Origin of the sequence: Micromonospora sp. NPDC005194 (genome assembly GCF_040608335.1) — a bacterium.
GTDB lineage: Bacteria > Actinomycetota > Actinomycetes > Mycobacteriales > Micromonosporaceae > Micromonospora.
The window spans coordinates 61,212-84,286 of sequence record NZ_JBEXIA010000017.1 but is presented as its reverse complement, the minus strand read 5'-3'; the positions used below and the strand labels follow the sequence as shown (position 1 = coordinate 84,286).

The 23,075-nt window shown below is 73.0% G+C and carries 25 protein-coding genes and 1 riboswitch; of the genes, 13 read left to right on the top strand and 12 right to left on the bottom strand.

Annotated features, from left to right (window positions below; all coding sequences use genetic code 11):
• Window positions 1-52 precede the first annotated feature (52 nt).
• The 5 genes from ABZU53_RS16975 (at window position 53) to ABZU53_RS16955 (ending at window position 4,164) form a co-directional block, all read left to right on the top strand.
• Window positions 53-361, top strand: a complete 309-nt coding sequence (locus ABZU53_RS16975; RefSeq protein WP_354855538.1) for a WXG100 family type VII secretion target — start codon at window positions 53-55, stop codon at window positions 359-361.
• A 25-nt stretch (window positions 362-386) separates the two neighbouring features.
• Entirely contained in the window at window positions 387-665 is a 279-nt protein-coding gene (locus ABZU53_RS16970; protein ID WP_354855539.1) for a WXG100 family type VII secretion target, read from the top strand.
• A 117-nt stretch (window positions 666-782) separates the two neighbouring features.
• Complete coding sequence (locus tag ABZU53_RS16965) at window positions 783-2,204, top strand: S8 family serine peptidase (RefSeq protein ID WP_354855540.1); 1,422 nt, start codon at window positions 783-785, stop codon at window positions 2,202-2,204.
• A gap of 37 nt (window positions 2,205-2,241) precedes the next feature.
• Window positions 2,242-2,805, top strand: a complete 564-nt coding sequence (locus ABZU53_RS16960) for a hypothetical protein (RefSeq protein ID WP_354855541.1) — start codon at window positions 2,242-2,244, stop codon at window positions 2,803-2,805.
• Window positions 2,806-2,823: 18 nt separating this feature from the next.
• Window positions 2,824-4,164, top strand: a complete 1,341-nt coding sequence (locus ABZU53_RS16955; protein WP_355066657.1) for a WXG100 family type VII secretion target — start codon at window positions 2,824-2,826, stop codon at window positions 4,162-4,164.
• Between the two features lie 90 nt (window positions 4,165-4,254).
• Here the strand turns inward: ABZU53_RS16955 and mycP are convergent, their stop codons facing one another.
• Together mycP and ABZU53_RS16945 are read right to left on the bottom strand one after the other, a co-directional pair.
• Window positions 4,255-5,490, bottom strand: a complete 1,236-nt coding sequence (mycP, locus tag ABZU53_RS16950) for a type VII secretion-associated serine protease mycosin (RefSeq protein WP_355066656.1) — start codon at window positions 5,488-5,490, stop codon at window positions 4,255-4,257.
• A gap of 199 nt (window positions 5,491-5,689) precedes the next feature.
• Window positions 5,690-6,019: a MarR family winged helix-turn-helix transcriptional regulator gene (locus ABZU53_RS16945; RefSeq protein ID WP_355066655.1), complete on the bottom strand. Its 330-nt coding sequence runs from the start codon at window positions 6,017-6,019 to the stop codon at window positions 5,690-5,692.
• A gap of 248 nt (window positions 6,020-6,267) precedes the next feature.
• Here ABZU53_RS16945 and ABZU53_RS16940 point away from each other — a divergent pair, with 248 nt between their 5' ends.
• On the top strand, window positions 6,268-6,996 hold the full coding sequence (locus ABZU53_RS16940) for a carbonic anhydrase (protein ID WP_354855545.1): 729 nt from the start codon (window positions 6,268-6,270) through the stop codon (window positions 6,994-6,996).
• Window positions 6,997-7,084: 88 nt separating this feature from the next.
• Here the strand turns inward: ABZU53_RS16940 and ABZU53_RS16935 are convergent, their stop codons facing one another.
• Window positions 7,085-8,104 (bottom strand): hypothetical protein, encoded by a 1,020-nt coding sequence (locus ABZU53_RS16935; RefSeq protein WP_354855546.1) that lies wholly within the window; start codon window positions 8,102-8,104, stop codon window positions 7,085-7,087.
• Between the two features lie 4 nt (window positions 8,105-8,108).
• Window positions 8,109-8,239, bottom strand: a riboswitch (cyclic di-AMP (ydaO/yuaA leader).
• Between the two features lie 166 nt (window positions 8,240-8,405).
• A complete protein-coding gene (locus ABZU53_RS16930) occupies window positions 8,406-9,770 on the bottom strand; it encodes a YibE/F family protein (protein WP_354855547.1) in 1,365 nt (454 codons plus the stop codon).
• Between the two features lie 462 nt (window positions 9,771-10,232).
• On the opposite strand from ABZU53_RS16930, the gene ABZU53_RS16925 reads away from it, so the two are divergent.
• Entirely contained in the window at window positions 10,233-12,194 is a 1,962-nt protein-coding gene (locus ABZU53_RS16925; protein ID WP_355066681.1) for a heavy metal translocating P-type ATPase, read from the top strand.
• Window positions 12,195-12,199: 5 nt separating this feature from the next.
• On the opposite strand, the gene ABZU53_RS16920 is transcribed toward ABZU53_RS16925, so the two are convergent.
• A complete protein-coding gene (locus tag ABZU53_RS16920) occupies window positions 12,200-12,496 on the bottom strand; it encodes a metal-sensitive transcriptional regulator (RefSeq protein ID WP_030329541.1) in 297 nt (98 codons plus the stop codon).
• A gap of 149 nt (window positions 12,497-12,645) precedes the next feature.
• On the opposite strand from ABZU53_RS16920, the gene ABZU53_RS16915 reads away from it, so the two are divergent.
• From ABZU53_RS16915 to ABZU53_RS16900, 4 genes are all read left to right on the top strand, one after another.
• The gene (locus ABZU53_RS16915) at window positions 12,646-12,855 is read left to right on the top strand and encodes a copper ion binding protein (protein ID WP_355066654.1); all 210 of its coding nucleotides are present in this window, start codon (window positions 12,646-12,648) and stop codon (window positions 12,853-12,855) included.
• A gap of 14 nt (window positions 12,856-12,869) precedes the next feature.
• Window positions 12,870-13,817, top strand: coding sequence for a hypothetical protein (locus tag ABZU53_RS16910; RefSeq protein ID WP_355066680.1), 948 nt, complete (start codon window positions 12,870-12,872; stop codon window positions 13,815-13,817).
• A 12-nt stretch (window positions 13,818-13,829) separates the two neighbouring features.
• Entirely contained in the window at window positions 13,830-16,079 is a 2,250-nt protein-coding gene (locus tag ABZU53_RS16905; protein WP_355066653.1) for a heavy metal translocating P-type ATPase, read from the top strand.
• A 75-nt stretch (window positions 16,080-16,154) separates the two neighbouring features.
• On the top strand, window positions 16,155-16,328 hold the full coding sequence (locus ABZU53_RS16900) for a CsbD family protein (protein ID WP_139583988.1): 174 nt from the start codon (window positions 16,155-16,157) through the stop codon (window positions 16,326-16,328).
• 36 nt (window positions 16,329-16,364) lie between these two features.
• Here ABZU53_RS16900 and ABZU53_RS16895 read toward each other — a convergent pair whose 3' ends face one another.
• The 3 genes from ABZU53_RS16895 to ABZU53_RS16885 form a co-directional block, all read right to left on the bottom strand.
• Window positions 16,365-17,672 carry a DUF6596 domain-containing protein gene (locus tag ABZU53_RS16895; RefSeq protein ID WP_355066652.1) on the bottom strand — a complete coding sequence of 436 codons (1,308 nt, stop codon included), beginning with the start codon at window positions 17,670-17,672 and terminating at the stop codon, window positions 16,365-16,367.
• Window positions 17,669-18,025: a YciI family protein gene (locus tag ABZU53_RS16890; RefSeq protein WP_355066679.1), complete on the bottom strand. Its 357-nt coding sequence runs from the start codon at window positions 18,023-18,025 to the stop codon at window positions 17,669-17,671. The genes ABZU53_RS16895 and ABZU53_RS16890 overlap by 4 nt, the downstream gene beginning before the upstream one ends.
• Window positions 18,026-18,173: 148 nt before the next feature.
• Window positions 18,174-19,415 (bottom strand): DUF2786 domain-containing protein, encoded by a 1,242-nt coding sequence (locus ABZU53_RS16885; RefSeq protein WP_355066651.1) that lies wholly within the window; start codon window positions 19,413-19,415, stop codon window positions 18,174-18,176.
• Window positions 19,416-19,553: 138 nt separating this feature from the next.
• Between ABZU53_RS16885 and ABZU53_RS16880 the strand changes: the two genes are divergently transcribed.
• Together ABZU53_RS16880 and ABZU53_RS16875 are read left to right on the top strand one after the other, a co-directional pair.
• On the top strand, window positions 19,554-20,045 hold the full coding sequence (locus ABZU53_RS16880) for a DUF2243 domain-containing protein (protein ID WP_354855552.1): 492 nt from the start codon (window positions 19,554-19,556) through the stop codon (window positions 20,043-20,045).
• A complete protein-coding gene (locus tag ABZU53_RS16875) occupies window positions 20,042-20,896 on the top strand; it encodes a cytochrome c oxidase assembly protein (RefSeq protein WP_354855553.1) in 855 nt (284 codons plus the stop codon). Before ABZU53_RS16880 ends, ABZU53_RS16875 begins: the two co-directional genes overlap by 4 nt.
• On the opposite strand, the gene ABZU53_RS16870 is transcribed toward ABZU53_RS16875, so the two are convergent.
• Genes ABZU53_RS16870 through ABZU53_RS16855 form a run of 4 tightly spaced genes read right to left on the bottom strand, consistent with a single transcriptional unit; the run spans window position 20,897 to window position 23,044 of the window.
• A complete protein-coding gene (locus tag ABZU53_RS16870) occupies window positions 20,897-21,175 on the bottom strand; it encodes a hypothetical protein (RefSeq protein WP_355066650.1) in 279 nt (92 codons plus the stop codon).
• A gap of 14 nt (window positions 21,176-21,189) precedes the next feature.
• Complete coding sequence (locus ABZU53_RS16865) at window positions 21,190-22,269, bottom strand: hypothetical protein (RefSeq protein ID WP_355066649.1); 1,080 nt, start codon at window positions 22,267-22,269, stop codon at window positions 21,190-21,192.
• On the bottom strand, window positions 22,253-22,594 hold the full coding sequence (locus tag ABZU53_RS16860; RefSeq protein WP_355066648.1) for a hypothetical protein: 342 nt from the start codon (window positions 22,592-22,594) through the stop codon (window positions 22,253-22,255). Before ABZU53_RS16860 ends, ABZU53_RS16865 begins: the two co-directional genes overlap by 17 nt.
• Before the next feature lie 3 nt (window positions 22,595-22,597).
• Window positions 22,598-23,044, bottom strand: a complete 447-nt coding sequence (locus tag ABZU53_RS16855; RefSeq protein ID WP_354855557.1) for a YbaB/EbfC family nucleoid-associated protein — start codon at window positions 23,042-23,044, stop codon at window positions 22,598-22,600.
• Between the last annotated feature and the right edge of the window lie 31 nt (window positions 23,045-23,075).

The window sequence follows — 23,075 nt, the reverse complement described above, 5'->3', positions numbered from 1 at the left end:
GGGGAGGGGCGCGGCAAAGCCGCCGCCACAACATGACGGAAGGGTGTGAAGCATGGCGTTCGAGGTCGAAGCTGCGACTCTGCATACCGCCGCGAGTGACGTGCGGTCCACGCGCAGCGAGGTCGACGGCGAGCTGAAGAAGCTGTGGAACGTAGTCGACGACCTGGCCATGGCGTGGAAGGGTCAGGCGTCCACGGGGTTCCAGTCGCTCATGGCTCGCTGGAACGAGGACACGGTGGGCCTGCTGACCGCGATGGACAACATCGCGGACCTGCTCGACAAGTCGGGTACGACGCACCAGGTCAACGACGAGGAGCAGCAGCAGATGCTGGACAAGTTCCACTCTGCGCTCAACCCGTGATCCGTAGCCAGCAGAGGAGGAAGTCGTGACGATCAAGGTTGACTACGCGGTCCTCGAGAGCAGCAACCAGCAGATGCAGGCCATCTCGAAGACCATCGACGAGAAGCTGGACACGCTGCGGTCGATGCTGTCCAAGCTGCAGTGGGAGGGCGAGGACCGCACCGCCTACGAGCAGCACCAGGCGAAGTGGGACTCGTCGGTCCGGGACATCAACCGGATCCTGAACGAGATCGGTGGTGCCGTCGGCATCGCCCGCGAGAACTACGTCTCCACCGAGATGAGCAACTCCAAGGTGTGGGGCTGACACAATCACCGATGCGGCTCCGGTCCGGCTCGACCGGGCCGGAGCCGCATCGTGTTGGCGTCGGTGAGATACGGGAGAGCGATGCGTACGGGGAAGCCTTTCCGATCGACACGGGCCGTGGGCGCGGCCGCGCTGGCGCTGTGCGCCGCGCTGGCCCCCGCGGTGACAGTCGCGCCGGCGCCGGCTCGGGCCGCTGACACGGTCCGTGGCCTTCAGTGGTACCTGGACTACCTCAAGATCCCTGCCGCGCACAAGATCACCAAGGGCGCGGGTGTCGTGGTCGCCGTCGTCGACACCGGGGTCGAGGCCAGTCATCCGGACCTGCGCGGGCAGGTGCTCGCGGGGCACGGCACCAACGCCACGGCCGCCCCGGACGGCCGGCGTGACGACGACAAGGTGAAGGGGCACGGCACCTCGATGGCCGGCATCGTCGCGGGACGCGGCGGTGGCGAGATGCACGAGTTGGGCATCGCCCCGGCCGCGAAGATTCTCCCGGTCTCGATGGGCGCCAATTTCGATAACCAGGACGTGGTCCTGGGAATCCGTTGGGCTGCGGACAACGGCGCTGACGTCATCAACCTCTCGCTCGGCGACGAGGGGACGGCTCAGCCGGAGCTGGTGGACGCCATCAACTACGCGCTGAGCAAGGACGCCGTGGTGGTCGCCTCGGCGGGCAACATCGAGCAGGGCGACCGACAGGTCACCTCACCCGCCAACATCCCGGGCGTCATTGCCGTCTCCGGGTTCGACAAGCGCGGCGGGTTCTTCGCCGGCTCGGTGCAGGGCCCGGAGATCGTGATCGCGAGTCCGATGGAGAGCATCATCGCCCCGGCGCCCAAGGCGGTCTCGCCGAACGGCTACACGCTGGCCAGCGGCACCAGTTCGGCGGCCGCCATCATGTCCGGTGTGGTGGCGCTGATGCGCTCGAAGTACCCGAAGCTCGATGCGCCCAACGTCATCAGCCGTCTGATCGAGACCGCCCGCGATGCCGGTCCGGCCGGCCGGGACCCGCAGTTCGGCTTCGGCCGAGTCGACCCGATAGCCGCCCTGACCCGATCGGTGCCGGCCGTGACGGCGAACCCGCTGTTGGAGGGCGCGGCGGCCGGTCCGACCCGCTCCGGCGGGGCCGCCCGGCCCGGCAACGACGACGACGGACCGGCGGTCGAGTTCGGCGTCTCGAACAAGGCCGGCGCGATCGTCCAGGTGGGACTCTGCCTCGGCGTGCCGATCATCGGGCTGATCGTGCTGCTGGTGGTGCTGCGACGCCGCAAGCGGCGCGCACCGCCGGCCGCCGTCGGCCCGTACCCCGGCGCACCCGGCGTGCCGCCACCCGGCTGGCCCGCCCAGCCGCCACCGGCCTACGGCCCGCCGCCGCAGCCCGTCCCCGGGTACGGTCCGCCACCGGGCCAGCCCGGGCAGGGATACCCGCCGCCCGGCCATCCCGCGCCGGGTCATCCGCCCGCGCCGACCGCTCCGGCGCCGGGCGCGCCCGGCTGGCCGGGCTCGGGCCCGCCGCCGAACGGCCCACAGCAGCAGTGAACGCAGACCACCAGTCAGGGTTTCGGGGAGGGGACCGATGACGGACGACAGGACCACCCAGCCGGCACGGTACGTGAACGACGACCTCTACATCCCGATCCCGGTGGGCGGGATGCCGACGTCGGGCCTCGCCCTGACCGGCCTGGAGATGGACAACGTCGACCACGCCGCGACGCCGAAGGGCCTGGTCACCGCGCCCGGTGAGGCAGGCGTCAAGACCGAGTGGGACGCGACCAGCCTGGACTCGGCCATCACCTGGCTGGAGACCCACGCCGCCTACCTGAACAAGCTCTCCTACGACATGGTCGACATCCAGGACCTGATGGGGGGCGCGGCCAGCGGCGTGGCGGGTGGGGCGGGCGGCCAGCCGAGCCCGCTCGGGGGGTTCGACTGGGCGGCCCGGTTGGCAGCCAAGCACCAGGGGCTCTACCAGGGCACCGAGTCCGGTGTCCGCAAGCTCTCGCAGAGCCTGTACGACGCGGCGGAGGCGCTGCGCCAGGTCAAGCAGAACTACGAGACGGCGGAGGAGCAGAACAGGATGTCCGCCGCCGACATGCAGCGTGTCTTCGGCGACGTGGCCGGCAATGGCGACGGACGCTAGGACGGGGGAGGACGGCAGATGGGCCTGAGCTGGGAAGAGATGTGCCAGAAGGTCGTCATCGACGGCCGGCCGGGTGACGTGGAGAGCGCCGCCCTCGGCTGGGAACAGCTGATCAAGAATCTCAACAACGTCAAGCAGAGCCTCGACACCAACATCAAGGACCTGGGTACGACCTGGAAGGGTCCGGCGTACGAGGCGTTCAAGGGTCACATCGAGCAGATCTCCAAGGACACCGGGCAGATCGTGGCGGACGCGGAGAAGGGCACCGGCATCGTCCAGTCGCTCAAGACCGCCGCCGACAAGCTCACCGCGGCCCAGCGGGACTTCCCGGTCCCAACGACCTGCGTCAACGACGTGTTGGAGGCGCGTAACGCCAAGCTGACCCTCGGGGTCGGCTTCTTCGAAGCGAAGGTCTCGCCGGACTTCCTGGGCTGGTTCGACCCGGTGACCGCGATCGCCGACTGGATCAACGACCAGTCGGAGGACGCGGCCCGGGTCTACGAGCAGGTGAGCGGTGACTACCAGGCCATCGCGCCCGGCACTCCGGGCGATGCCGGCCCCCCCACCACACAGAGCCCGACGACCGAGATTCCCGATCTGGGCACCGGTGGTGGCGGTGGTGGCGGTGGCGGTGGCGTGCCGAAGCTCGGCGGCGGCCCGTCCACCGGCGGCCTGGGGGCCACGCCCTCGATCGGCGCCACCGACATGCCGGGCACGGGCAACCTGCCCAGCGGGTCCGGTGCCCATCCCGACCTCTCGGGCGGGTACGACTCCGGCACGGGCACCTACCCGAGCACCGGTGGCGTCCCGGGCGTCGGCGGTGCGGACGACGAGTTCAGCAGTGGCCTCGCGGGTGCGGGTGGTGGCGGTTCGCCCGGTCTCGGCTCCGGTCTCGGAGGCGGCCTGGGCTCGGGTGGCCTGGGCTCGTCCAGCGGGCTCGGCAGCGGCGGTGGCGGCCTGGGCGGCGCCGGTGCCCTCGCGGGCGGCGGCGCGCTCGGCCGGGCGGTCTCGCCGGGCATGGGCCCGATGATGGGCGGCGGCGCGGCGGGTGCCGGTCGTGGCGGTGGCCGGGGCGCCGGTGGCCGACTCGGCGCGGGCGGCAAGCTGGGCGGCGGCATGGCACCCGGTATGGGTGGCGTCGCCGGTGGCGGCGGTGCCGGCGCCGGTCGGGGCGGCGCCGGGCGTGGCGCGGCGGGGGCCGGTGGTCGGGGCGCGGGTGCTCGCGGCGCCGGTGGCGTGGCCGGGACGGGCGGCGGTGCCGGCTACGGCGAGGAGGACACCGCCCGCAACACCTGGTTGGAGGAGGACGAGGACGTGTGGGGCGCCGACAGCGGTGGCACCTCCGGCATCCTGCGCTGAGCTTTCCGCGTCACGGCGCTGCTGCGGTCGACCGCAGCAGCGCCGTGACGTGTCCCACGGACCAACCGTCCCGAGGGCTGTGCCGGCCGCTCAGCCGGTGACCGGTTCGTCGGTACGTCGGCCCGGCCGCCAGCCGCGCCGGCGGCCGCGCGCCACGATCGGTCGCGTGATCAGCAGCAGTACGGCGAGTAGAGCTCCCACCGCGGCGGCCCAGATCGCGACGGTGCGCTGCCAGCTCAGCGGGTCGGCCGCCGGGGCGGGTGCGGCAAGCGCGTCGACCGGCGGGTTGGTGCGGGTGCCCAGCAGGCTCGACACCGCCCGGTACGGGTTGACCACGCCGTAGCCGACCTCGGCGTTGCGCCCCTGCGGCGGGTTGTCCGCCGTCCGCTCCAACCGGTCGGCGACCTGCTCCGGAGTGAGATCCGGGTAGGCGGCCCGCACCAGCGCGGCCACCCCCGAGACGTACGCGGCCGCGAAGCTGGTGCCACCCGTCGGCTCGGCGCGGTAGCCGGATCCACCCGGTGCCGGGCCGATGATGTTCAGTCCCGGCGCGGCGACGTCGACGAAGGTGCCGCTGACCGAGGTGCCCACGTGCCCGCCCTGCTCGTCCACGCCGCCGACGGCGATCACCCCGGGGTACGCCGCCGGGTAGGCGGGCCTGTCCTCCTGGGTCTCCTGCCGGTTGCCGGCGGCGGCGACCAGCACCACCCGCTTGGCGAGGGCGCGTTCGACGGCCTGTGCCAGTTCGGGGCGGGGCAGGGTCACCAGGGACAGGTTGATCACGTCGGCGCCGTTGTCGACCGCCCAGTCGATGGCTGCGGCGATCTGCCCGGGCAGCCCCTCGTCGTTGGTGCCCTTGGCGTCCGGCAGGACCCGGATGGGCAGGATGCGCGCCGCCGGGGCGATACCGCTGAACGGCACCCCGGTGCCGTCCTTGCCGGCGATGATGCCGGCGACCATCGTGCCGTGACCGGCCAGGTCACACTGCCCCCGGTTGGCCGGCAGGTTGTTGAAGTCGCGGCCCTCGAGCACCTGACCCTTCAGGGCCGGGTGGATGGCGGAGACCCCGGAGTCGATGACCGCGACCGTCACCCCGGCACCCCGGGACAGCGGCCACGCCGAGGCCGGATCCACCCTTCGCAGCGCCCACGGCATCTGCACCAGACCGTCCTCGCCGGCCGGGCCGCAGGTGGGCGGTGCCGCGACCGCCGGGGAGGAGGGGACCACCAGGGCGGCGCCGAGCAGGGCCGCCAGCGTTCCACTGAGGACAGCTCGGACGGCACGGCGGGACGGCTCGGTCGCGCTCGGCGGCAGGCATTCGCGCACCCGCAGAGATTACCGCTGCACCGCGTCGGGCAGCGGCCCGGCGACGCCGTTCCGGGCGGGAACGATGACGTCGCTCAGCGGCGGGCGCGACGACGCCGGTCCGGGCGGGTAGCGGGTCGCCGCTCCAGGCCGGCGTGCGGCGACGCCGGTCCGGGCGGGTAGCGGGTCGCCGCTCCAGGCCGGCGTGCACCGACGACGGTCAAGGCCGGGACGTGACATCTTCTGCGGGTGCTTCGGCGAACAGCGCGAGCAGGTCGCCGACCTGGCGGTCGGCCTCGGCGGGGTGCCGGAACCGGCCGGCGGGGTTCAGGGTGTACTCGTTGCGACGCCCCACCCGGGTGCGGTGCAGGTAACCACCGGCCTCCAGGTCGGCGACGATGGCCTGGGCGGCCCGTTCGGTGACGCCCACCTCGGCCGCCACGTCGCGCAGTCGCGCGGTGGGATCGCGGGCGATGGCCAGCAGCACATGCCCGTGGTTGGTGAGGAACGTCCAGTTCCGGCCGCCTCCGGCCGTCGCCGCGCTCGTCATGGTGGAGCCGCCTCTCCGGTTGTCCGCCCCACCTCCGTGCCCGCCGGAGGGTCGGGCCAGGTGCCGACGGACGGGCCCGGTCCCAACGGCCGGAGGGCCGGTTCGGGGGTCAACGTATGAAATCTAAATCACGCATATCTTGACGCATCTTGCGGTGCGTGTGACCGTGGAGCCCGAGCCAGCGCCCACCGCCGGCCCGACTGAAAAGCCTCTTGAGCAGGTCAAACGCGTGGAGACGAGGTGCGGGGATGAGCCGTTCCGGTACGCCTGGCGGGCAGCCGGGCCCGCAGCGGGCTGCCGATCGAGCGCCGACGCCGACCGAGCCGGCCCGAGCGTACGCCGAGCTGGCCGCGGGCAACCGGCGCTTCGTCAGCGGGGCGCCGCGCCACCCCAACCAGGACGCCGGGCACCGGGCCGCCGTGGCCGACGGGCAGCACCCGTTCGCGGTGATCGTGGGCTGCTCCGACTCCCGCCTGGCGGCTGAGATCATCTTCGACCGGGGGCTGGGCGACCTCTTCGTGGTCCGTACGGCCGGACACACCGCGGGCCCGGAGGTGCTGGGCAGCGTGGAGTACGCGGTGACGGTGCTCGGCACTCCACTGGTGGTGGTCCTCGGCCACGACTCGTGCGGTGCGGTGCAGGCCGCCCGTGAGGCGGCCGCCACCGGCGTCGCGCCGCCGGGACACCTGCCCGCGGTGGTCGACGCGGTGCTGCCCAGCCTGCGACGTGCCACCGCCGAGGGCGTGGACGACGTCGACGGCATCGTCGACATCCACATCGCGCAGACCGTCGAGACGCTGCTCGGGCAGTCGCCCGTGCTGGCCGACGAGGTGGCACAGGGGCGGTGTGCGGTGGTGGGCATGTCGTACCGGCTCGCCGCCGGTGTGGTGCGCGCGGTTACCCCCGCACCGGCGGGTGCCGCGACGTTCGACGCGCCCGGCGCCTCGGACGACCCGGCAGCTTCCGCCGCCGCCTGACGCGGACCGCCCCGGCAACTTCCGCCGCCTGACGCGACGAGGGCCGCCCCGCCTGATGCGGGACGGCCCTCGACTTCTTGGCACCGGGTCAGAGCAGCGACATGTGCACGTGGTCGGTGTGGTTCGACGGTCCGCTGTACGACTTCCAGCCGGTCGCCGGGAACCAGATCTGCCGGTTCCAGATCACGTAGTAGATGCCGAGGCGGTCGGCGTTGCGGATGAGGAACGCGGCGACGTTGTTGCCGTACATGCGGGTGTCGTTGTTGTGCCACGGGCTGAAGCCGCTCTTCTGCAACGACCAGTCACAGGCGCGGCCCTTCGGGTGCTCGAACGGGCCACCGTTGCGGTGGCAGCCGACGAACCGGTTGAACCCGGCCCGCTTGACCTCCTTGTACGCGTGCAGGGTGCGCGGCGTGACACAACCGGAGGTGGTGGGGTCGTCCTCGCTGCATGACTCGGCCTTCCAGTCGCCGTCGGCGGTGCGACCCGGGCCGATCCGGGCGACCGGCGAGACGGCGTCGACCAGACCGCCGGTGAAACCCTGACCGCCGACCAGCGCGAGCGCCTTGTCCGCGTCGCGCTTGTCCTTCGCCATCAGGGCGGTCTGCTTCTGCTGCTCGCGGACCTCCGCGTCGAGGGCCAGCTTGGCCTGCTCGGCGCGGGTCTTGACCGTGTTGACCTCGGCGAGCTTCTTCTCGTTGACCATGTTCATCTCGTCGAGCGCCGCGGCCCGTCGGACGAACGAGTCCGGGGCGTCGCTCTCCAGCAGCATCGCGATCGCGCCGATCCGCCCGGTCCGGTACGACTGGGCGGCGATCTGCCCGACCTGCGGGGCCAGCGCCTCCAGGTCGGCCTTCGCCCGCTCGACCTGCAACGCCAGCTCAAGCTGCCGCTTCTTGGACTTGTCCAGCTTGGACTTGGCCGCCACGTAGTCCCGGTTGGTCTGCTCGATGACGTCGTTGAGGAGCTTGGGTTCGTCTTCCTCTTCGTGCCCGGACGGTGTGGGGGTCGTCGGGGCGGCGTGGGCCGGGAGGGGCCCGGCGAACACGGTCAGCGCAGCGAGCACGGCCACCACGGGTGTCAACCAGCGGCGTAGGGGTGCCGTCACAATGTTCCCTTCCGTCGACCGCCGACCGGGTTAGCTGACGGGTTCGGGGCGGAAGTGGCCCCTACCGCTGTCGCGGATTCACCCCACGTACCTGGGTCCCCGGCTCGCCGGTTGGCGATTGGGCGGTGGCACCGCAGGCGCCGCTGCGCGCCTTCGTCGGTGACCGGCAGCGAGGTTACCCGAGAGTCCACCGCCTGAGCTACGTCCTGATGCCGACTAAAAGCGTCATTTCGCCATGGCGTTGAGTGACCAGTGACGCGGTTCTCAGGGCGTAGGCCCGATCCGGTCACGCTGAGGAGTGTCACCATGCCGTATCCGTGCTCCTGTTCGGCTCTGGCCACCCGGTGGTGGCGGTGGATGGGGGTGCGCTCCGCTCCGGGTCGGGCCCGTCGGACCGACCCGCTGGCGGGGAGCTGAGGGCGGCCAACGCCTCCGTCCGGTCCGGACGGGGGCGCGGCGTCAGGACGTCGGCGGCCGCGTCCTGCGCCGGCGTCGACCCGGCCGCGGTCACCACGGCGGCGAGCCCGGTGGTGAGGGGTACGGCGGCGATCAGGCCGAGCGTGGCGACCGCGCTGCGGACGATCTCCTGGGCGAGGAACTCGCTGGTCAGGATCTGCCCGAGGGGGCGGGTGTCGGCGGTGAGCAGAAGCAGCAGCGGAAGTGAGGCGCCCGCGTACGCCAGGACGATGGTGTTGACCGTGGAGGCGATGTGCGCCCGGCCGACCCGGGTGGCCGCCCGGTAGAGCTGCAGCCGGCTCAGGCCGGGGTTGGCGTTCGCCAGCTCGGTGACGGTGGCGGCCTGGGTGACGGTCACGTCGTCGAGCACCCCGAGTGAGCCGATGATGATCCCGGCGAGCAGCAGGCCACGCAGATCGACATCGGCCTGGAACATCGACAGCGTGGTGGCGTCCTCGCTGCCGAAGCCGGTCAGGTGGGTGGCGGCGGTGGCGATGGTCGCGAGCACGCCGGTGAGCACCAGGCTGCCCAGGGTGCCGAGCACCGCGACCGAGGTCTGCGCGGTCACCCCGTGTGTCAGGTAGAGCACCACGAACATGATCAGGGCTGCGCCGACCACCGCCACCAGCAGCGGTGACCGGCCGGCGCTGATGCCCGGCAACACGAAGGTGAGCAGGATGGCGAAGCTGGCGGCCAGCCCTGCCAGCGCGGCCAGGCCCCGCCACCGGCCGAACGCGACGATCGCGGCGGCGAAGACCACCGCGAGCCATACCAGCGGCTTTCCGCGCTGATGCTCGGCGATGTTCCAGCTGCTGGTGGCGGGATCGGTCGGGTCGGTCAGCTCGACCAGGACGACGTCGTCGCCGACCTCGATCCGCGGAGCGCCGGGCCCGGCGGGGACGGGCGTCTGCACCTGCTGGCCGGCGCTCGGCCCGTCCTCGATCCGTACGTCCACGGTCCCGCACGGCCCGATGGCCGGCGTGCCCGCCGGGTTGGCCGACGGTGGGCAGGGTTCGGTCACCACCCGGGTGACCGTGCCGTGGTGGCGCGGCGCGTCCGTGCCGCCGCCGGTCTGCGGCGCCCCGTCCCGTGGCCAGAGCACCACGGCGGCGACGACGGTGGCCACGAAGAGTGGCACCACCGTCGCGACGAGGATCCGCCGGACCCGGGGTGGGACGGGCGGAGCGGTACGGCTGTGGTCGGAACCCAATGCGAGAACTCCCAACGATCCGGTGCGGGGTACGTGCCGACGGGCCGGTCGGTTCACCTCCGCCGGTCGAACGCGGTGCCGGGCGCATCGGATTGCCGGCTGGCGACCCGGTGATCACACAGGGTGAGCCGTCGGACCGGCCGGTCGGCGGAGGCGCCGCGCCGTGGCGGCGCCGGTGCCCGACTGGGCGGTGGGGTCCGGTAGGCCATCGCCGGAAATGCTAGCCAGCCGGACCGGGTGTCGCAGGTCGTGGCGGAGTGTCGGATGGTCGAACCGCCCGCGCGGCGTCGCCCGGAGCGGCATGTTGGAGTCATGCCCGCGTCCGAGCCCGCCCCTGAGCAGGCCGCCGACCAGAGCCAGCACGCGACGCCGGCCGGCCACGATCAGCACGCCGGCCCGGAGAGGCACGCCGGCCAGGACAAGCACGCTGGCCACGACAAGCACGCCGGCCACGACCCGGCGATGTTCCGCCGCCGGTTCTGGGTCTGCCTGGTGCTCACCCTGCCGGTGGTGCTGACCAGCCACCTGGTGGTGGACGGGCTCGGGCTCCGGTGGGACGTTCCGGGCCGCTCCTGGGTCGGGCCGGTGCTCGGATCGGTGATTTTCCTCTGGGGTGGCTGGCCGTTCCTGGTCGGTGCGGTGCGCGAGATCCGGGACCGGGCGCCGGGAATGATGCTGCTGGTCGCGATGGCGATCACGGTGGCGTACTCGGCGTCGTTGGCCACCAGCCTGGGCGCCTTCGACCTGGACTTCTGGTGGGAGTTGGCCGCGCTGGTCACCATCATGCTGCTCGGGCACTGGCAGGAGATGAAGGCCATCGGGCAGGCCCGGGGGGCGCTGGCGGCGTTGGCCGCGTTGCTGCCCGACGAGGCCGAGCGCGTGGCGGCGGACGGGCAGGCCGAGCCGGTGCCGGTCGGCGCGTTGCGGGTGGGCGACGTGGTGCTTGTCCGGCCCGGGGGTCGAGTGCCGGCGGACGGCCGGATCGTCGATGGCGACGCCGAACTGGACGAGTCGATGATCACCGGTGAATCGCGGCCGGTGGCCCGGTCGACGGGCGAGCGGGTGGTGGCCGGCACGGTCGCCACCGACTCGGCGATCCGGGTCCGGGTCGAGGCGCTGGGTGACGAGACCGCGCTCGCCGGCATTCAGCGCATGGTCGCGCAGGCGCAGCGCTCGGGTGGGCAGGCCCAACTGCTGGCCGACCGGTTCGCCGCCGCGCTGTTCTACGTGGCCGCCGGCACAGCCGTGGTGACGCTGGCGGTCTGGACCGCGCTCGGTGAGCCCGACCAGGCGGTGGTCCGTACGGTCACCGTCCTGGTGATCGCCTGCCCGCACGCGCTCGGCCTGGCCATCCCGCTGGTCGTGGCGCTCTCCACCGCCCTGGCGGCGCGGCGCGGGATCCTGGTCAAGGACCGGTTGGCGCTGGAGCGCATGCGGACCGTCGACGCGGTGCTCTTCGACAAGACCGGCACGCTGACCCGGGGTGAGCACGCGGTGAGCGACCTGGTGACGACCCAGGGGCTGGAGCGGGAGGAAGCGCTGCGGATCGCCGCCGGCGTCGAGTCCGACAGCGAGCATCCGCTGGCTCGGGCGATCGTGACGGCGGCCGGGTCCGCCGGCCCAGCGCGTGCCACCGGCTTCCGGTCGCTGCCGGGCCGCGGCGTGCGGGCCACCGTCGACGGTACGGAGTACGCGGTGGGCGGCCCGGCGTTGCTGCGGGATCTGGGCCGAGCGCTCCCGGACGACCTGAAGGCGGCGACCGGCCGATGGTCGGCGCGCGGGGCCGTGGTGCTGTACCTGGTGCGGCTGCCGGGCACCGTGCTCGGGGCGTTCGCGCTCACCGACGAGGTGCGTCCGGAGGCCCGGCAGGCCATCGCCGAGCTCCGTGCCGAAGGCGTCCGCACCATCGCCATGATCACCGGCGACGCGCGGTCGGTGGCCGAGTCGGTGGCAGCCGATCTCGGCTTCCGGTCGGGGGTGGACGAGGTCTTCGCCGAGGTGCTGCCGGCCGAGAAGGACAGCCGGGTCGCGGAGCTCCAGCGGCGAGGGCTGACCGTGGCGATGGTCGGCGACGGGGTGAACGACGCGCCGGCGCTGGCCCGCTCCGACGTCGGCATCGCGATCGGGGCGGGGACCGACGTGGCGATCGAGTCCGCCGGGGTGGTGCTGGCGTCGTCCGACCCGCGCGGTGTCGGTGCCGTGGTCCGGCTCTCCCGGGCGTCGTACCGCAAGATGCGGCAGAACCTGGCCTGGGCCGCCGGCTACAACGTGGTGGCGTTGCCCCTGGCGGCCGGGGTGCTCGCCTGGGCCGGGGTGGCGTTGAGCCCGGCGGTGGCGGCGGTGCTGATGTCGGCGTCCACCATCGTGGTGGCGCTCAACGCCCAGTTGCTCCGCCGGGTACGCCTCGACGCGGAGCCCGACTGACCGGCTCAGCCGCGCTTCATGAGTCGGCCGACGGCCGCCATCATCTCGGTGGCCATCTCGTCGGCCCGGCCCTCGGCCGCCCCCTCGTGCATGCAGTGCCGGGCGTGCCCGTCGAGCAGGCCCAGGGCCACCTTGTCGAGCGCGGCCTGGATCGCGGAGATCTGGGTGAGGACGTCGATGCAGTAACGGTCGTCGTCGACCATCTTCTCGATGCCCCGGACCTGCCCCTCGACGCGGCGGAGCCGCGCGAGCAGCTGGTCCTTGCTGGCGGTGTAGCCGCGGATCGGCGTGGGTGCGGTCATGGCGACGAGGATAGCGTACCCCTGGGGGGTATGGTAACGTCCCTCGTGTCCGATACCCCCACCGGGTACCGGTACATGACCGGTCACGAGTCTGCCTCGGCCTTACCCCTGGGGGGTATAGGCTGGCAGACGACGAAGGGAGAGATTCGATGGTCGACACGACGTTCCAGGTGCGGGGCATGACCTGCGGGCACTGCGTCAGCGCGGTCAGCGCCGAGGTGGGCGCCATCGCCGGGGTGCGCGACGTGCAGGTGGATCTCGCCACCGGCCGGGTCGCCGTCACCAGCGAGCAACCCGTGGACGCGGAGTCCGTCCGGGCAGCGGTCGACGAGGCCGGTTACGACCTCGTCGAGGCGTGAGCGGAAAGCCCGGGATGAACACGGTGACCAGAATGGGCGGGTTCGCCCTCGGTCTCGCGGCGGTCTTCGGCGCGGCGTACGGGATCGGCCGGGTGGTCGACCCGGCCGCCCCGGTCGCCGAGAGTCGGCCCGACGGCGGCGTCGCCCACAGCTCGGGCCCCACCGCGCACGACGAGGTGACCGACCAGACTCCCGGCGGTCTGCTCGTCTCCGACCGTGGCTACACGCTCGTTCCGGTCGCCGCTCCGGCCGGTGAGTTCGCCTTCCGGATCGGCGGGCCGGACGGCCGCCCGGTGACCGGGTACGACGTGGCACACGACAAGCGGATGCACCTGATCGTCGCCCGGCGGGACCTGTCCGGCTTCCGCCACGTGCACCCCGACCTCGCCCCGGACGGCACCTGGCGGGTCGACACCCCGCTGGACGGCCCGGGGCAGTGGCGGGCGTTCGCCGACTTCACGCCGACCGGGGGCGAGGCGCTGACCCTCGGGGTGGACGTGACCGTCCCCGGTGAGCTGACCGAACGGCCGCTGCCCGCCCCGGCCACCAGCACCACGGTCGACGGCTACACCGTCACCCTGGCCGGCGTGCCGCAGCCCGGCCGCACCTCGTCACTCACCCTGAGCGTCAGCCGCGACGGGCGACCGGTCACCGACCTGGAGCCCTACCTGGGCGCGTACGGGCACCTGGTGGCGCTGCGCCGGGGCGATCTCGCGTACCTGCACGTACACCCGGACGGAACACCCGGCGACGGGCGCACCCGGCCCGGTCCGGAGGTCACCTTCCTCGCCGAGGTGCCCTCGGCCGGCAGCTACCGGCTCTACCTCGACTTCCGGCACGGCGGGCGGGTGCACACCGCCGAGTTCACCGTCGTCGCCGGCACCGCCACGACCGGGGGCGACCCCACTCCGAGCGGGCCGGCGCCGACCGAGCACGGCACCCCCGGCCACGGGCACAACTGACGGGACCAGACGATGACCACCACCAGCAGACCACTGCCCGAGGCGCCGAACCGGATCGAGCTGGCCATCGGGGGAATGACCTGCGCCGCCTGCGCCGCCCGGATCGAGAAGAAGCTGAACCGGATGGACGGGGTGAGCGCCACCGTCAACTACGCCACCGAGAAGGCCACCGTCCGGTACGTCGACAGCGTCACCCCGGACGACCTGATCGACACGGTGCAGAAGACCGGCTACACGGCGGCCCTGCCGGCACCGCCGACGACCGAACAGCCGGTCGACCCGCTGCGGGGTCCGCGTACCCGTCTGTGGGTGTCGGCGGTGCTCAGCGTGCCGGTGGTCCTGCTGGCCATGGTGCCGCCCTGGCAGTTCGACTACTGGCAGTGGCTCTCGCTGACCCTCGCCGCCCCGGTGGTGGTCTGGGGCGGGCTGCCGTTCCACCGGGCCGCGTGGACCAACCTGCGGCACGGCGCCGCGACCATGGACACCCTGGTCTCGCTGGGCACCCTGGCCGCGTTCGGCTGGTCGCTCTGGGCGCTCTTTTTGGGCGACGCCGGGATGCCCGGGATGACGCATCCCTTCCGCTTCGACATCACCCGCACCGACGGCGCCGGCAACATCTACCTGGAGGCGGCCGCCGGGGTGACGGTGTTCATCCTGGCCGGCCGCTACTTCGAGGCCCGATCCAAGCGGACCGCCGGGGCGGCCCTGCGTGCCCTTCTCGAACTCGGCGCCCGGGACGTGGCGGTGCTGCGCGACGGGGTGGAGACCCGGATCCCGGTGGACCGGCTCGTCGTCGGTGACCGGTTCGTGGTCCGCCCCGGCGAGAAGATCGCCACCGACGGGGTCGTCGACGAGGGCACGTCCGCCGTCGACGCCAGCATGCTGACCGGCGAGTCGGTGCCGGTCGAGGTCGGCCCGGGCGACGGTGTGGTCGGCGCCACGATCAACGCGGGCGGCCGGCTGGTCGTCACCGCCACCCGGGTCGGCGCGGACACCCAGCTCGCCCGGATGGCCGACCTCGTCGAGCAGGCGCAGAGCGGCAAGGCGGCCGTGCAGCGGCTGGCTGACCGGATCTCCGGCGTCTTCGTGCCGATCGTCATCACCCTCGCGGTGGGCACCCTCGGCTGGTGGCTCGGCACCGGAGCCGGTCCGACCACCGCGTTCACCGCCGCGGTGGCCGTGCTGATCATCGCCTGCCCGTGTGCCCTCGGCCTGGCCACGCCGACCGCGCTGCTGGTCGGCACCGGTCGCGGCGCCCAGCTCGGCGTGCTGATCAAGGGACCGGAGGTGCTGGAGTCCACCCGGCGCGTCGACACCGTCGTGCTGGACAAGACCGGAACCGTGACGACCGGCCGGATGACCCTGGTGGACGTCGTGGCGGCGAGCGGCGAGGACCGCGCCGAGCTGCTCCGGCTCGCCGGGGCCGTGGAGGCCGCCTCCGAGCACCCGATCGCCCGGGCCGTCGCCGCGGGCGCCGCCGAGGCCGGAGCGCTGCCCCCGGTTACCGGCTTCGCCAACCTCGAAGGGCTGGGCGTCACCGGCACGGTCGACGGTCGGACCGTGCTGGTCGGCCGGCTCCGGCTGCTGCGCGAGCGCGGTGTCGACGTACCGCCGGAGGTCGATCTGGCCGTGCGTGACGCGGAGGCCGCCGGGCGTACGGCGATCGTCGCCGGCTGGGACGGACGGGCGCGGGGCGTGCTCGCGGTCGCCGACGTGGTCCGGCCGACCAGCCGGACGGCCGTGGCCCGGCTGCGCGCCCTGGGGCTCACCCCGGTCCTGCTGACCGGGGACAACCCCACCGTGGCCGGGGCGGTCGCCGCCGAGGTGGGCATCGACGAGGTGATCGCCGAGGTGCTGCCCGCCGGCAAGGTCGACGTCGTCCGGCGGCTCCAGGCGCAGGGGCGGTCGGTGGCGATGGTCGGCGACGGGGTGAACGACGCGCCGGCGTTGGCCCAGGCAGATCTGGGGCTGGCGATGGGCACCGGCACCGACGTGGCGATCGAGGCGTCCGATCTCACCCTCGTCCGGGGCGACCTGGATGCGGCGGTGGACGCCATCCGGCTGTCCCGGCGCACGCTCGGCATCATCCGGGGCAACCTGTTCTGGGCCTTCGGCTACAACGTGGCGGCGCTGCCGCTGGCCGCCGCCGGCCTGCTCAACCCGATGATCGCCGGTGCCACCATGGCGCTGTCCTCGGTCTTCGTGGTGGCCAACAGCCTGCGCCTGCGCCGGTTCCGTTCGGCCGCCGATCGCGGATTGTGACGGCGGTGATGGTTGGGCGGTGGACTGCGGGGGTATTGCTGAGGTCGTAGCGACGCTCGCAATGGAGGTTGGCACATGGGTATCGATGACAAGATCAACAACGCCAGCGAGGACGCGGCCGGCAAGCTCAAGGAAGGCGCCGGTCGGGCCACCGACAACGAGCAGCTCGAGGCCGAGGGGCGCGCAGACCAGTCCACGGCCAAGCTCAAGCAGGCGGGCGAGAAGATCAAGGACGCTTTCAAGAGCTGACGTACGACGTAACCCGCACGCCGGGCCGGTGATCATTCACCGGCCCGGCGTGCTGTGTGCCCGGGGCCGTGAACCCTGAGATCCCCCCTGTGACGGCCGGCCCGCCAGCCGGGCGGCTCTCAGCTCCAGGTAGCGCTGCTCGGGCAGGCTCGTCGTGCCGCGCGCGGCCGCCAGGTACGCCTCCCGGGCCGCGCCCGGCTCCCCGGCCAGCTCCAGCAGGTGCGCCCGGACCGCGGCGAGCCGGTGGTGCCCGGCCATCCGCTCGTCGGCGTCCAGCGGGGTGAGCAGGGCGAGCCCCGCCCGCGGCCCGTCCACCATGGCCACGGCCACCGCCTGGTTGAGCGTGACCATCGGGTTCGGAGCGATCCGGGCCAGCAGCCGGTAGAGCGCCACGATCTGCGGCCAGTCCGTCTCCGCCGCCGTCGGCGCCTCGGCGTGCACCGCCGCGATCGCCGCCTGGAGCTGGTACGGGCCGGGCGGCGACCAGGTCAGCGCCTCGGTGACCAGGGCGACTCCCTCCGCGATGGCACCGGCGTCCCACCGGGCGCGGTCCTGCTCGGTCAGCGGCACCAACTCGCCGTCCTCGCCGACCCGGGCCGCCCGGTGCGCGTCGGTGAGCAGCATCAGCGCCAGCAGCCCGGTCACCTCACCGTCGTCGGGCAGCAGCCCGTGCAGGACGCGGGCCAGTCGGATCGCCTCGCCGGTCAGTTCGGCCCGTCGCAGGTCCGGTCCGCTGGACGCGGTGTACCCCTCGTTGAAGATCAGGTAGAGCACCCGGAGCACGGTCCGCAGCCGCTCGCCGCGCTCACCCGGCCCGGGCATCAGGAACCGGGCCCCGGCGGCCTCGATTCGCTGCTTGGCCCGCCGGATCCGCTGGCTCATCGTCGCCTCGGGCAGCAGGTGCGCCCGGGCGATCTGGGCGGTGCTGAGCCCGCCGACCGCCCGCAGGGTCAGCGCCACCTGCGCCGAGGGCGCCAGCGCCGGATGGCAGCAGAGGAAGAGCAGGGTGAGGGTGTCGTCCGCGTCCGCCACTGCCGGCTCCGCGTCGGCCGCCGGCGCCACCTGGGCGTACGCCGGCTCGCGCAGCGCCACCGCCACCTCGCGGTCCCGGCGGGCGCTCTCGCTGCGCCACTCGTCGGTGAGCCGGCGGGTGGCCACGGTGAGCAACCACGCGCGCGGATTGTCCGGTACGCCCTGCGCGGGCCACTGCGTCGTGGCGGCGAGCAACGCCTCCTGGACCGCGTCCTCGCACCTGTCGAACTGGCCGTGTCGACGGACCAGCAGGCCGAGGACCTGCGGCGCGAGCGTGCGCAGCAGATCCTCGACCGTCCGGTCGTCGGTCACATCTCCGTCCCGGCCTGCTCCATGATCGGGCGGACCTCCATCGCCCCGCCGAAGCGCACGTCCGGCCACCGCGCGGCGATCTCGGCGGCCCGCTGCGGGCTGTCGCAGTCGACGGTCAGGTAGCCCGCGAACTGCTCCTTGCTCTCCATGAACGGCCCGTCGACGATCTCCGGGCGACCGCCGGCGAGCCGGACCGTCTGCGTCTGCGACGGGTTGGCCAGCGCCTGGCCGTCGACCAGCTCGCCGCTCTCGGTCAGCTCCTTCATGATCTCGTCCACCTCGCCGAACAGGGCATTACGGTCCGCTTCGGTCAGCTCCTCGGTGAAGCCGGGCCGGTTCCAGATCAGCAGCATGTACTTCACGGCGATGCTCCTCGCTTGGCTGGCCGCTCCCCGGTCGGGGCGCGGCTCACCGGAGGGTCGGAGCCGAGACCCCGTTCCCTACCGCGTACCGAAGAAAATCGCAGAAAGACTCTCCGGCGGTGGTCCCACGCCGTGCGGATCAGGGTCGGCCCGGCACCTGTCGAGGCCGCTGGCCGCCGCCGAGGTCGAGCGCGGCGCGGTCAGCGGCCGAGGTGCCGGACGACCAGCCCTCGGCGTCGCGGACGCTGAGCCGGTGTCGGGTGACACCCGGAAAGAGGGCGCCCAGCCGCTCCTGGACCGCCTCGCCACGGGCGGCGAGCACCGGTAGCAGACGCTCCGGGCCGGCCGTCTCGGCAGCCGCCTGGTCGGCCGCCTCGGTGGCCGCGCGCAGCCGCTCACCGATCCGCAGCGCGAACGCGTTGAGGAAGGACTCGTCCCACACCTTCGTCCGCCGGCCCGACCCCGGCCGGCGCTCGGTGCGCCCGCGCAGCATCGCGGCGGTGGCCTGCACCAGCAGCGAGGTGTAGAGCAGCTCCACCGCCACGAGATCCGCCGGCCACCCCAGCACGGTGGTGAAACCGAGGTCGTCGGACCAGACCGCCTCGCACCGGTTCGCCGCCGCCACCTCCTGCACCAGCAGCGCCTTCGCCCCCGCGTACGGGGTCTCGGTGCCCAGCCGGACCCCGCCCGGCACATCGCCGGGCTCCGCCCCGGCGGCCAGCAACGCCTCGTCGATGCTGTGCCGGGCGATCAGCTCCTGTGCCTTCCCGGTCAACGCCTCCGCCTCGGCCGGGAAGGTGGTCGACTCGGCCTTCGCGAGCAGCGCGCGTACCCGGTCCAGCATCGGCGATCCGCTGCGGACCGTACCGGCGGTGCGGGGGATCGTCGCCCCGGTCGAGCCGGGCGGCGGGCGTAGCACCGCGATCGGCGGCAGGCTCTCCACCAGCGCGAGCACGTCGACAGCGGCGCGGAGAGCGTCGGCCCGGTCCAGTCCCTCCGCGGCGGTCCAGGCGGCCAGCAGGTCGTCGCCGTCGTCCCGGCCCTCGGCGGCCAGAGCACGTAGCTGGTCGTCCCACCAGTCGGGGACCGGCCCGGCCTGCTCGCGTCGCTGGGCGGCCAGCGCGTCCCGGACCAGCCGGGCCGCCCGTGCGTCGAGCCGCCGCGCGGTGATCCGGTGCACGTCGACCGGCTGCCAGCCGCGTGGCCAGAGCTGCCCGAGGCCACGGACCAGCCGACGCCGCAGGGCCGCGTCCACCCCCGTGGCGCCGTCCGCCGCGCCGGTGCCGACCATCAGCCGGTCCAGCTGCCGTTCGGCCTGTCGTACGTCGGTGCCGCGCACCGCCGCGAGCGCGTCGGCGACGAGTTCGTCCGCGTCCGGCACAGGCACCTCCTTCGGTCTCCGCTGCCGGCGAGGCATCCGGCCGCCCCACCCAATGATCATGCCGGCACGGCTTCGGCGGGCATGACTCGGCCAGTTTGGGGTAGTTCGGCCGTGACCCGGGCGGATGCGAGGTGTGTGGTGGTCGGTTCGAGCCTGCCGCGGGGGCGTCCCGTCGCCGCGCCGGACCGCCGGTCGTCCACGCTCGCGGGCGTCCTGATCGGGGTCGCGATCATGGCCGCCGTGGACGAGATCGTCTTTCACCAGTTGCTGGCCTGGCACCACTTCTACGACCGGTCCACCCCGTCGGTGGCGCTGCTCTCGGACGGGCTGCTGCACGCCGCTGAGGTGATCGCCCTGGTCGGTGGGTTCTTCTGGTTCGCCGATCTGCGCCGACGGCTGGCCCTGTCACCCCGGCTGGTCTGGGGTGGCTTCCTGCTCGGCGCCGGAGGATTCCAGCTCTTCGACGGGCTGGTCGACCACAAGGTGCTCCGGGTGCACCAGATCCGCTACGGCGTCCACCTGGTGCCGTACGACGTGGTGTGGAACGTGGGCGGCGCGGTCCTGCTGCTGGCCGGCGCGGCGCTGGTCTGGCGGACGCGGTCCCGCCGACCGGATGACGGCCCCCGGTGACGGCAGTCGCTCCGGGCCCGGCGGCGGTGGTGCCATGGGCGCACGGGGGCCACCCGGCGGACGGGCCGGGCTGGTTGCCGCTGCTCCCGGTCGCGGTGCTGGCCGTCGGCTACCTGCTGGCCGCCGTACGCGACCCGCGAGGCTGGGACCATCGGCGTACTCTCGCCTGGCTGGCCGGCTGCACCGTGCTGGCGGTCGCGGTCGGGCCGCTGGCCCACCTCTCGGACGACCCGCGCGGGCACATGGCGCAGCACCTGCTGCTCGGCATGTTGGCACCGCTCGGGCTGGTCCTCGGCGCCCCGGTGACGCTGCTGCTGCACGTCGCGCCCACCTCGACGCGTCGGCGGGTGGGCCGGCTGCTGCGCGCCCGCGCGCTGCACCTGATCGCCCACCCGGTCACCGCCGCGCTGCTGAGCACGGGTGGGCTGGCGCTGGTGCTGCTCACCCCGCTGTACGCGACGGCGGAACGCCAGCCAGCCCTGCACCACGGCGTACACCTGCACTACCTGGGCGCGGGCTACCTGTTCGCCTGGTCGCTGGCCGGGCCGGACCCCGCGCCCCGCCGCCCCGGGCTGGCCGTGCGGGTCGGCGCGCTGCTCGGCGCGTCGGCTGGCCACGCCGCGCTCGCCAAGTACCTCTACGCGCAGGCCGGCACCCTGCCCCCGGGGCTGACCGACCCGGACGCCGCGGCGTTCGGATCGGCCGCCCACCTCATGTACTACGGCGGCGACGTCGCGGAGCTGCTGCTGGCGGTGGCACTCTTCGCAACCTGGTACCACCGCTCCCGCCCACCCCTGGTGAACAGGAGTTTCGCGTCACGACACCGCGATGCCGTGACGCGAACCTCTTGATCAACTCTGTGCGGGCGGGGTCGCCAGGGCGGCGGAGAGCCGCCGGAAGAACGCGCGGATGTCGTCCTCGCTGTGGTGCGTCTCGGCCTGGTCGTTCAGCGGGCCCGAGTAGAGCAGCGCCTGCTCCAGCGCGTCCCGCGTCTCGGCCCGGTTACCCGGGTAGAGCCCGGCGGCCACCCCGTCGGCGACCCGGGTCACCACCGCATCGTCGAGCGACCTGTCGAACTGGACCCCGTAGAGGATCCCGTTGACGTGGCCCTTCCAACTGTCCGTACCCATGCTCGTCGACTCCCCTAGAAGATCCGGCCGCCATCCCAGCCCAGAATCGGAACCCCGTTGACGCCGTTGCGCTTGAACTCGGCGTCGAGATTGGCCATGTGGCTGGGCTCGGGCTGGTAATGACCGCTGCGCGCCGTGGCGTACTGGACCCTACCGTCCTTGACGACCAGCTCGCCGGCCGCGGCGACCGGGTTTCCGCCGCCCAGAGTGGAGTGGTGGAAGTCGCCGACCTTCTGGTAGTTGGACGCGTAGAGGTTGCCGTTGCGGTCCATCACGAAGATCGCTTGACCGTTTCCGCTGAACACGGTCTGCGCGCTCGACGTGTCGAACGGCTCGCCGTTGCGCGCGCTGCGCAGCACGCCGTTGCTGTCGAAGAAGACCCGGTGCTGTTCCAGCTCCTCGGGGCTGAGCCGGCGCACGGCCGTCGGGAAGTGCCCTCCGGGCAGGTGCTCGTTGCGGTACTTGTCGAGCATCGGCTTGGTGTTGGAGTAGCGCGGGGTGGTGTGCGGGCCGGGCACGCCGGGCCGCTTCGGGCCGCCGCGCTTCGCGCCCTTTCGGGTGAAGCGGCGCAGCAGCGTCTTCGCGCGCTTCAACAACTGCGGGATGATCTCCTTGACGACCTTCTCAATGACCTCCTTGATGACCCGCTGGATCGCCATCCGGGCCAGGCCGATCGAGACGGGGATCTGGGCCAGCGAGGCGCCGAAGCTGGGTGCCGCCGCCGCCAACGCGATCGCCACCTGAATGACCAGGATCGTCAACTGGACGATCACGATGATCTTCTGCGTCAGGGTGATGATGGCCATCACCAGCAACGCCATGCCGATCAGCTCGGCCGCCTGCGCGCCGTCCTCCATGCGGCGCGGCGCACCCTCCTCGTCCTGCCACGCCTGCTCGAACGCCCGGATGTCGTCGCCGCTGTTGGTCGTGCTGACCTGCGCCGCGCCCGCCTGGGCCTCCCCGACCGCCGTCCGCAGCCGGCCGGCGAACGCGAACCACAGCTGGGACGCCTCGAACAGCAACTCCTCGTCGGCGGTCGGCCAGGTGAAGCCGACCCAGCCCAGCGCCTCGGCGAGCTCAGGAGGAAGCTGCATACCCACTGGGCAGCTCCATCCTCGTGAAGAGTTCCGCGTTGGCGAGGTCGGTCGCCTCGTGCGCGTCGGCACCGAGGTCGAGGTTCTCGGCGGCCTCCAACAACTGGTCGGCCATCGACCGGTACACGTCGAGCGCATGCGTCAGGACCTCGACGTACACGGCCCCGAAGAGGGAGCCCGCCTCGTCGGCGCCCCAGGGATTACCCGCTCCGTTCACCGTCGACTCGAGGCCGCTGACCGCCTCGCCGAGCTGCTGGCCGGTTGTCGCGATCGACGCGGCTGCGGCATGCAGAGCGTCGACGTCCACCTCAATTCCGTCGGACATGGCTCAGCGACGATCCATCCGGCGGGTGGCCGCGTCCAGGTCACCGATCATCTGTTGGAAGCCACGGAACGCCTGCTCGGAGACCCGTTCGAGCTGCTGGGTGAGGGCCGTGCTGTCGACCTGGGCCCCGGCCGTCAGGTCGGCCCGGCGGGCGCGCTCGTCGGCCTGTGCCGCCTGGACCGCCTCCAGGACGTACTCGGCGATCGTGCTCGTGCCGGCCCGGGACAGGCTCGGGTCGATCACCAGCGTCTGCAGGGCGCCGAACGCGGAGACCTCCGCCTCGACGAGACCGTCACCGCCGGTGCCCCGCCCTACCATCTGCTCGGCGTCCGGCGCGGGCCCGTCGCCGTCACCCGGCTGCGCCGTGACAGCACCCGTTGCCTGGCTCAGCAGGCGCATCGCCTCTTCGAGCGAGCTGCTCAGGCCGGACGGATCAATCCCGCTCGCCATGCACGTCCCCCCACGTCCGCAGTCCACCGTC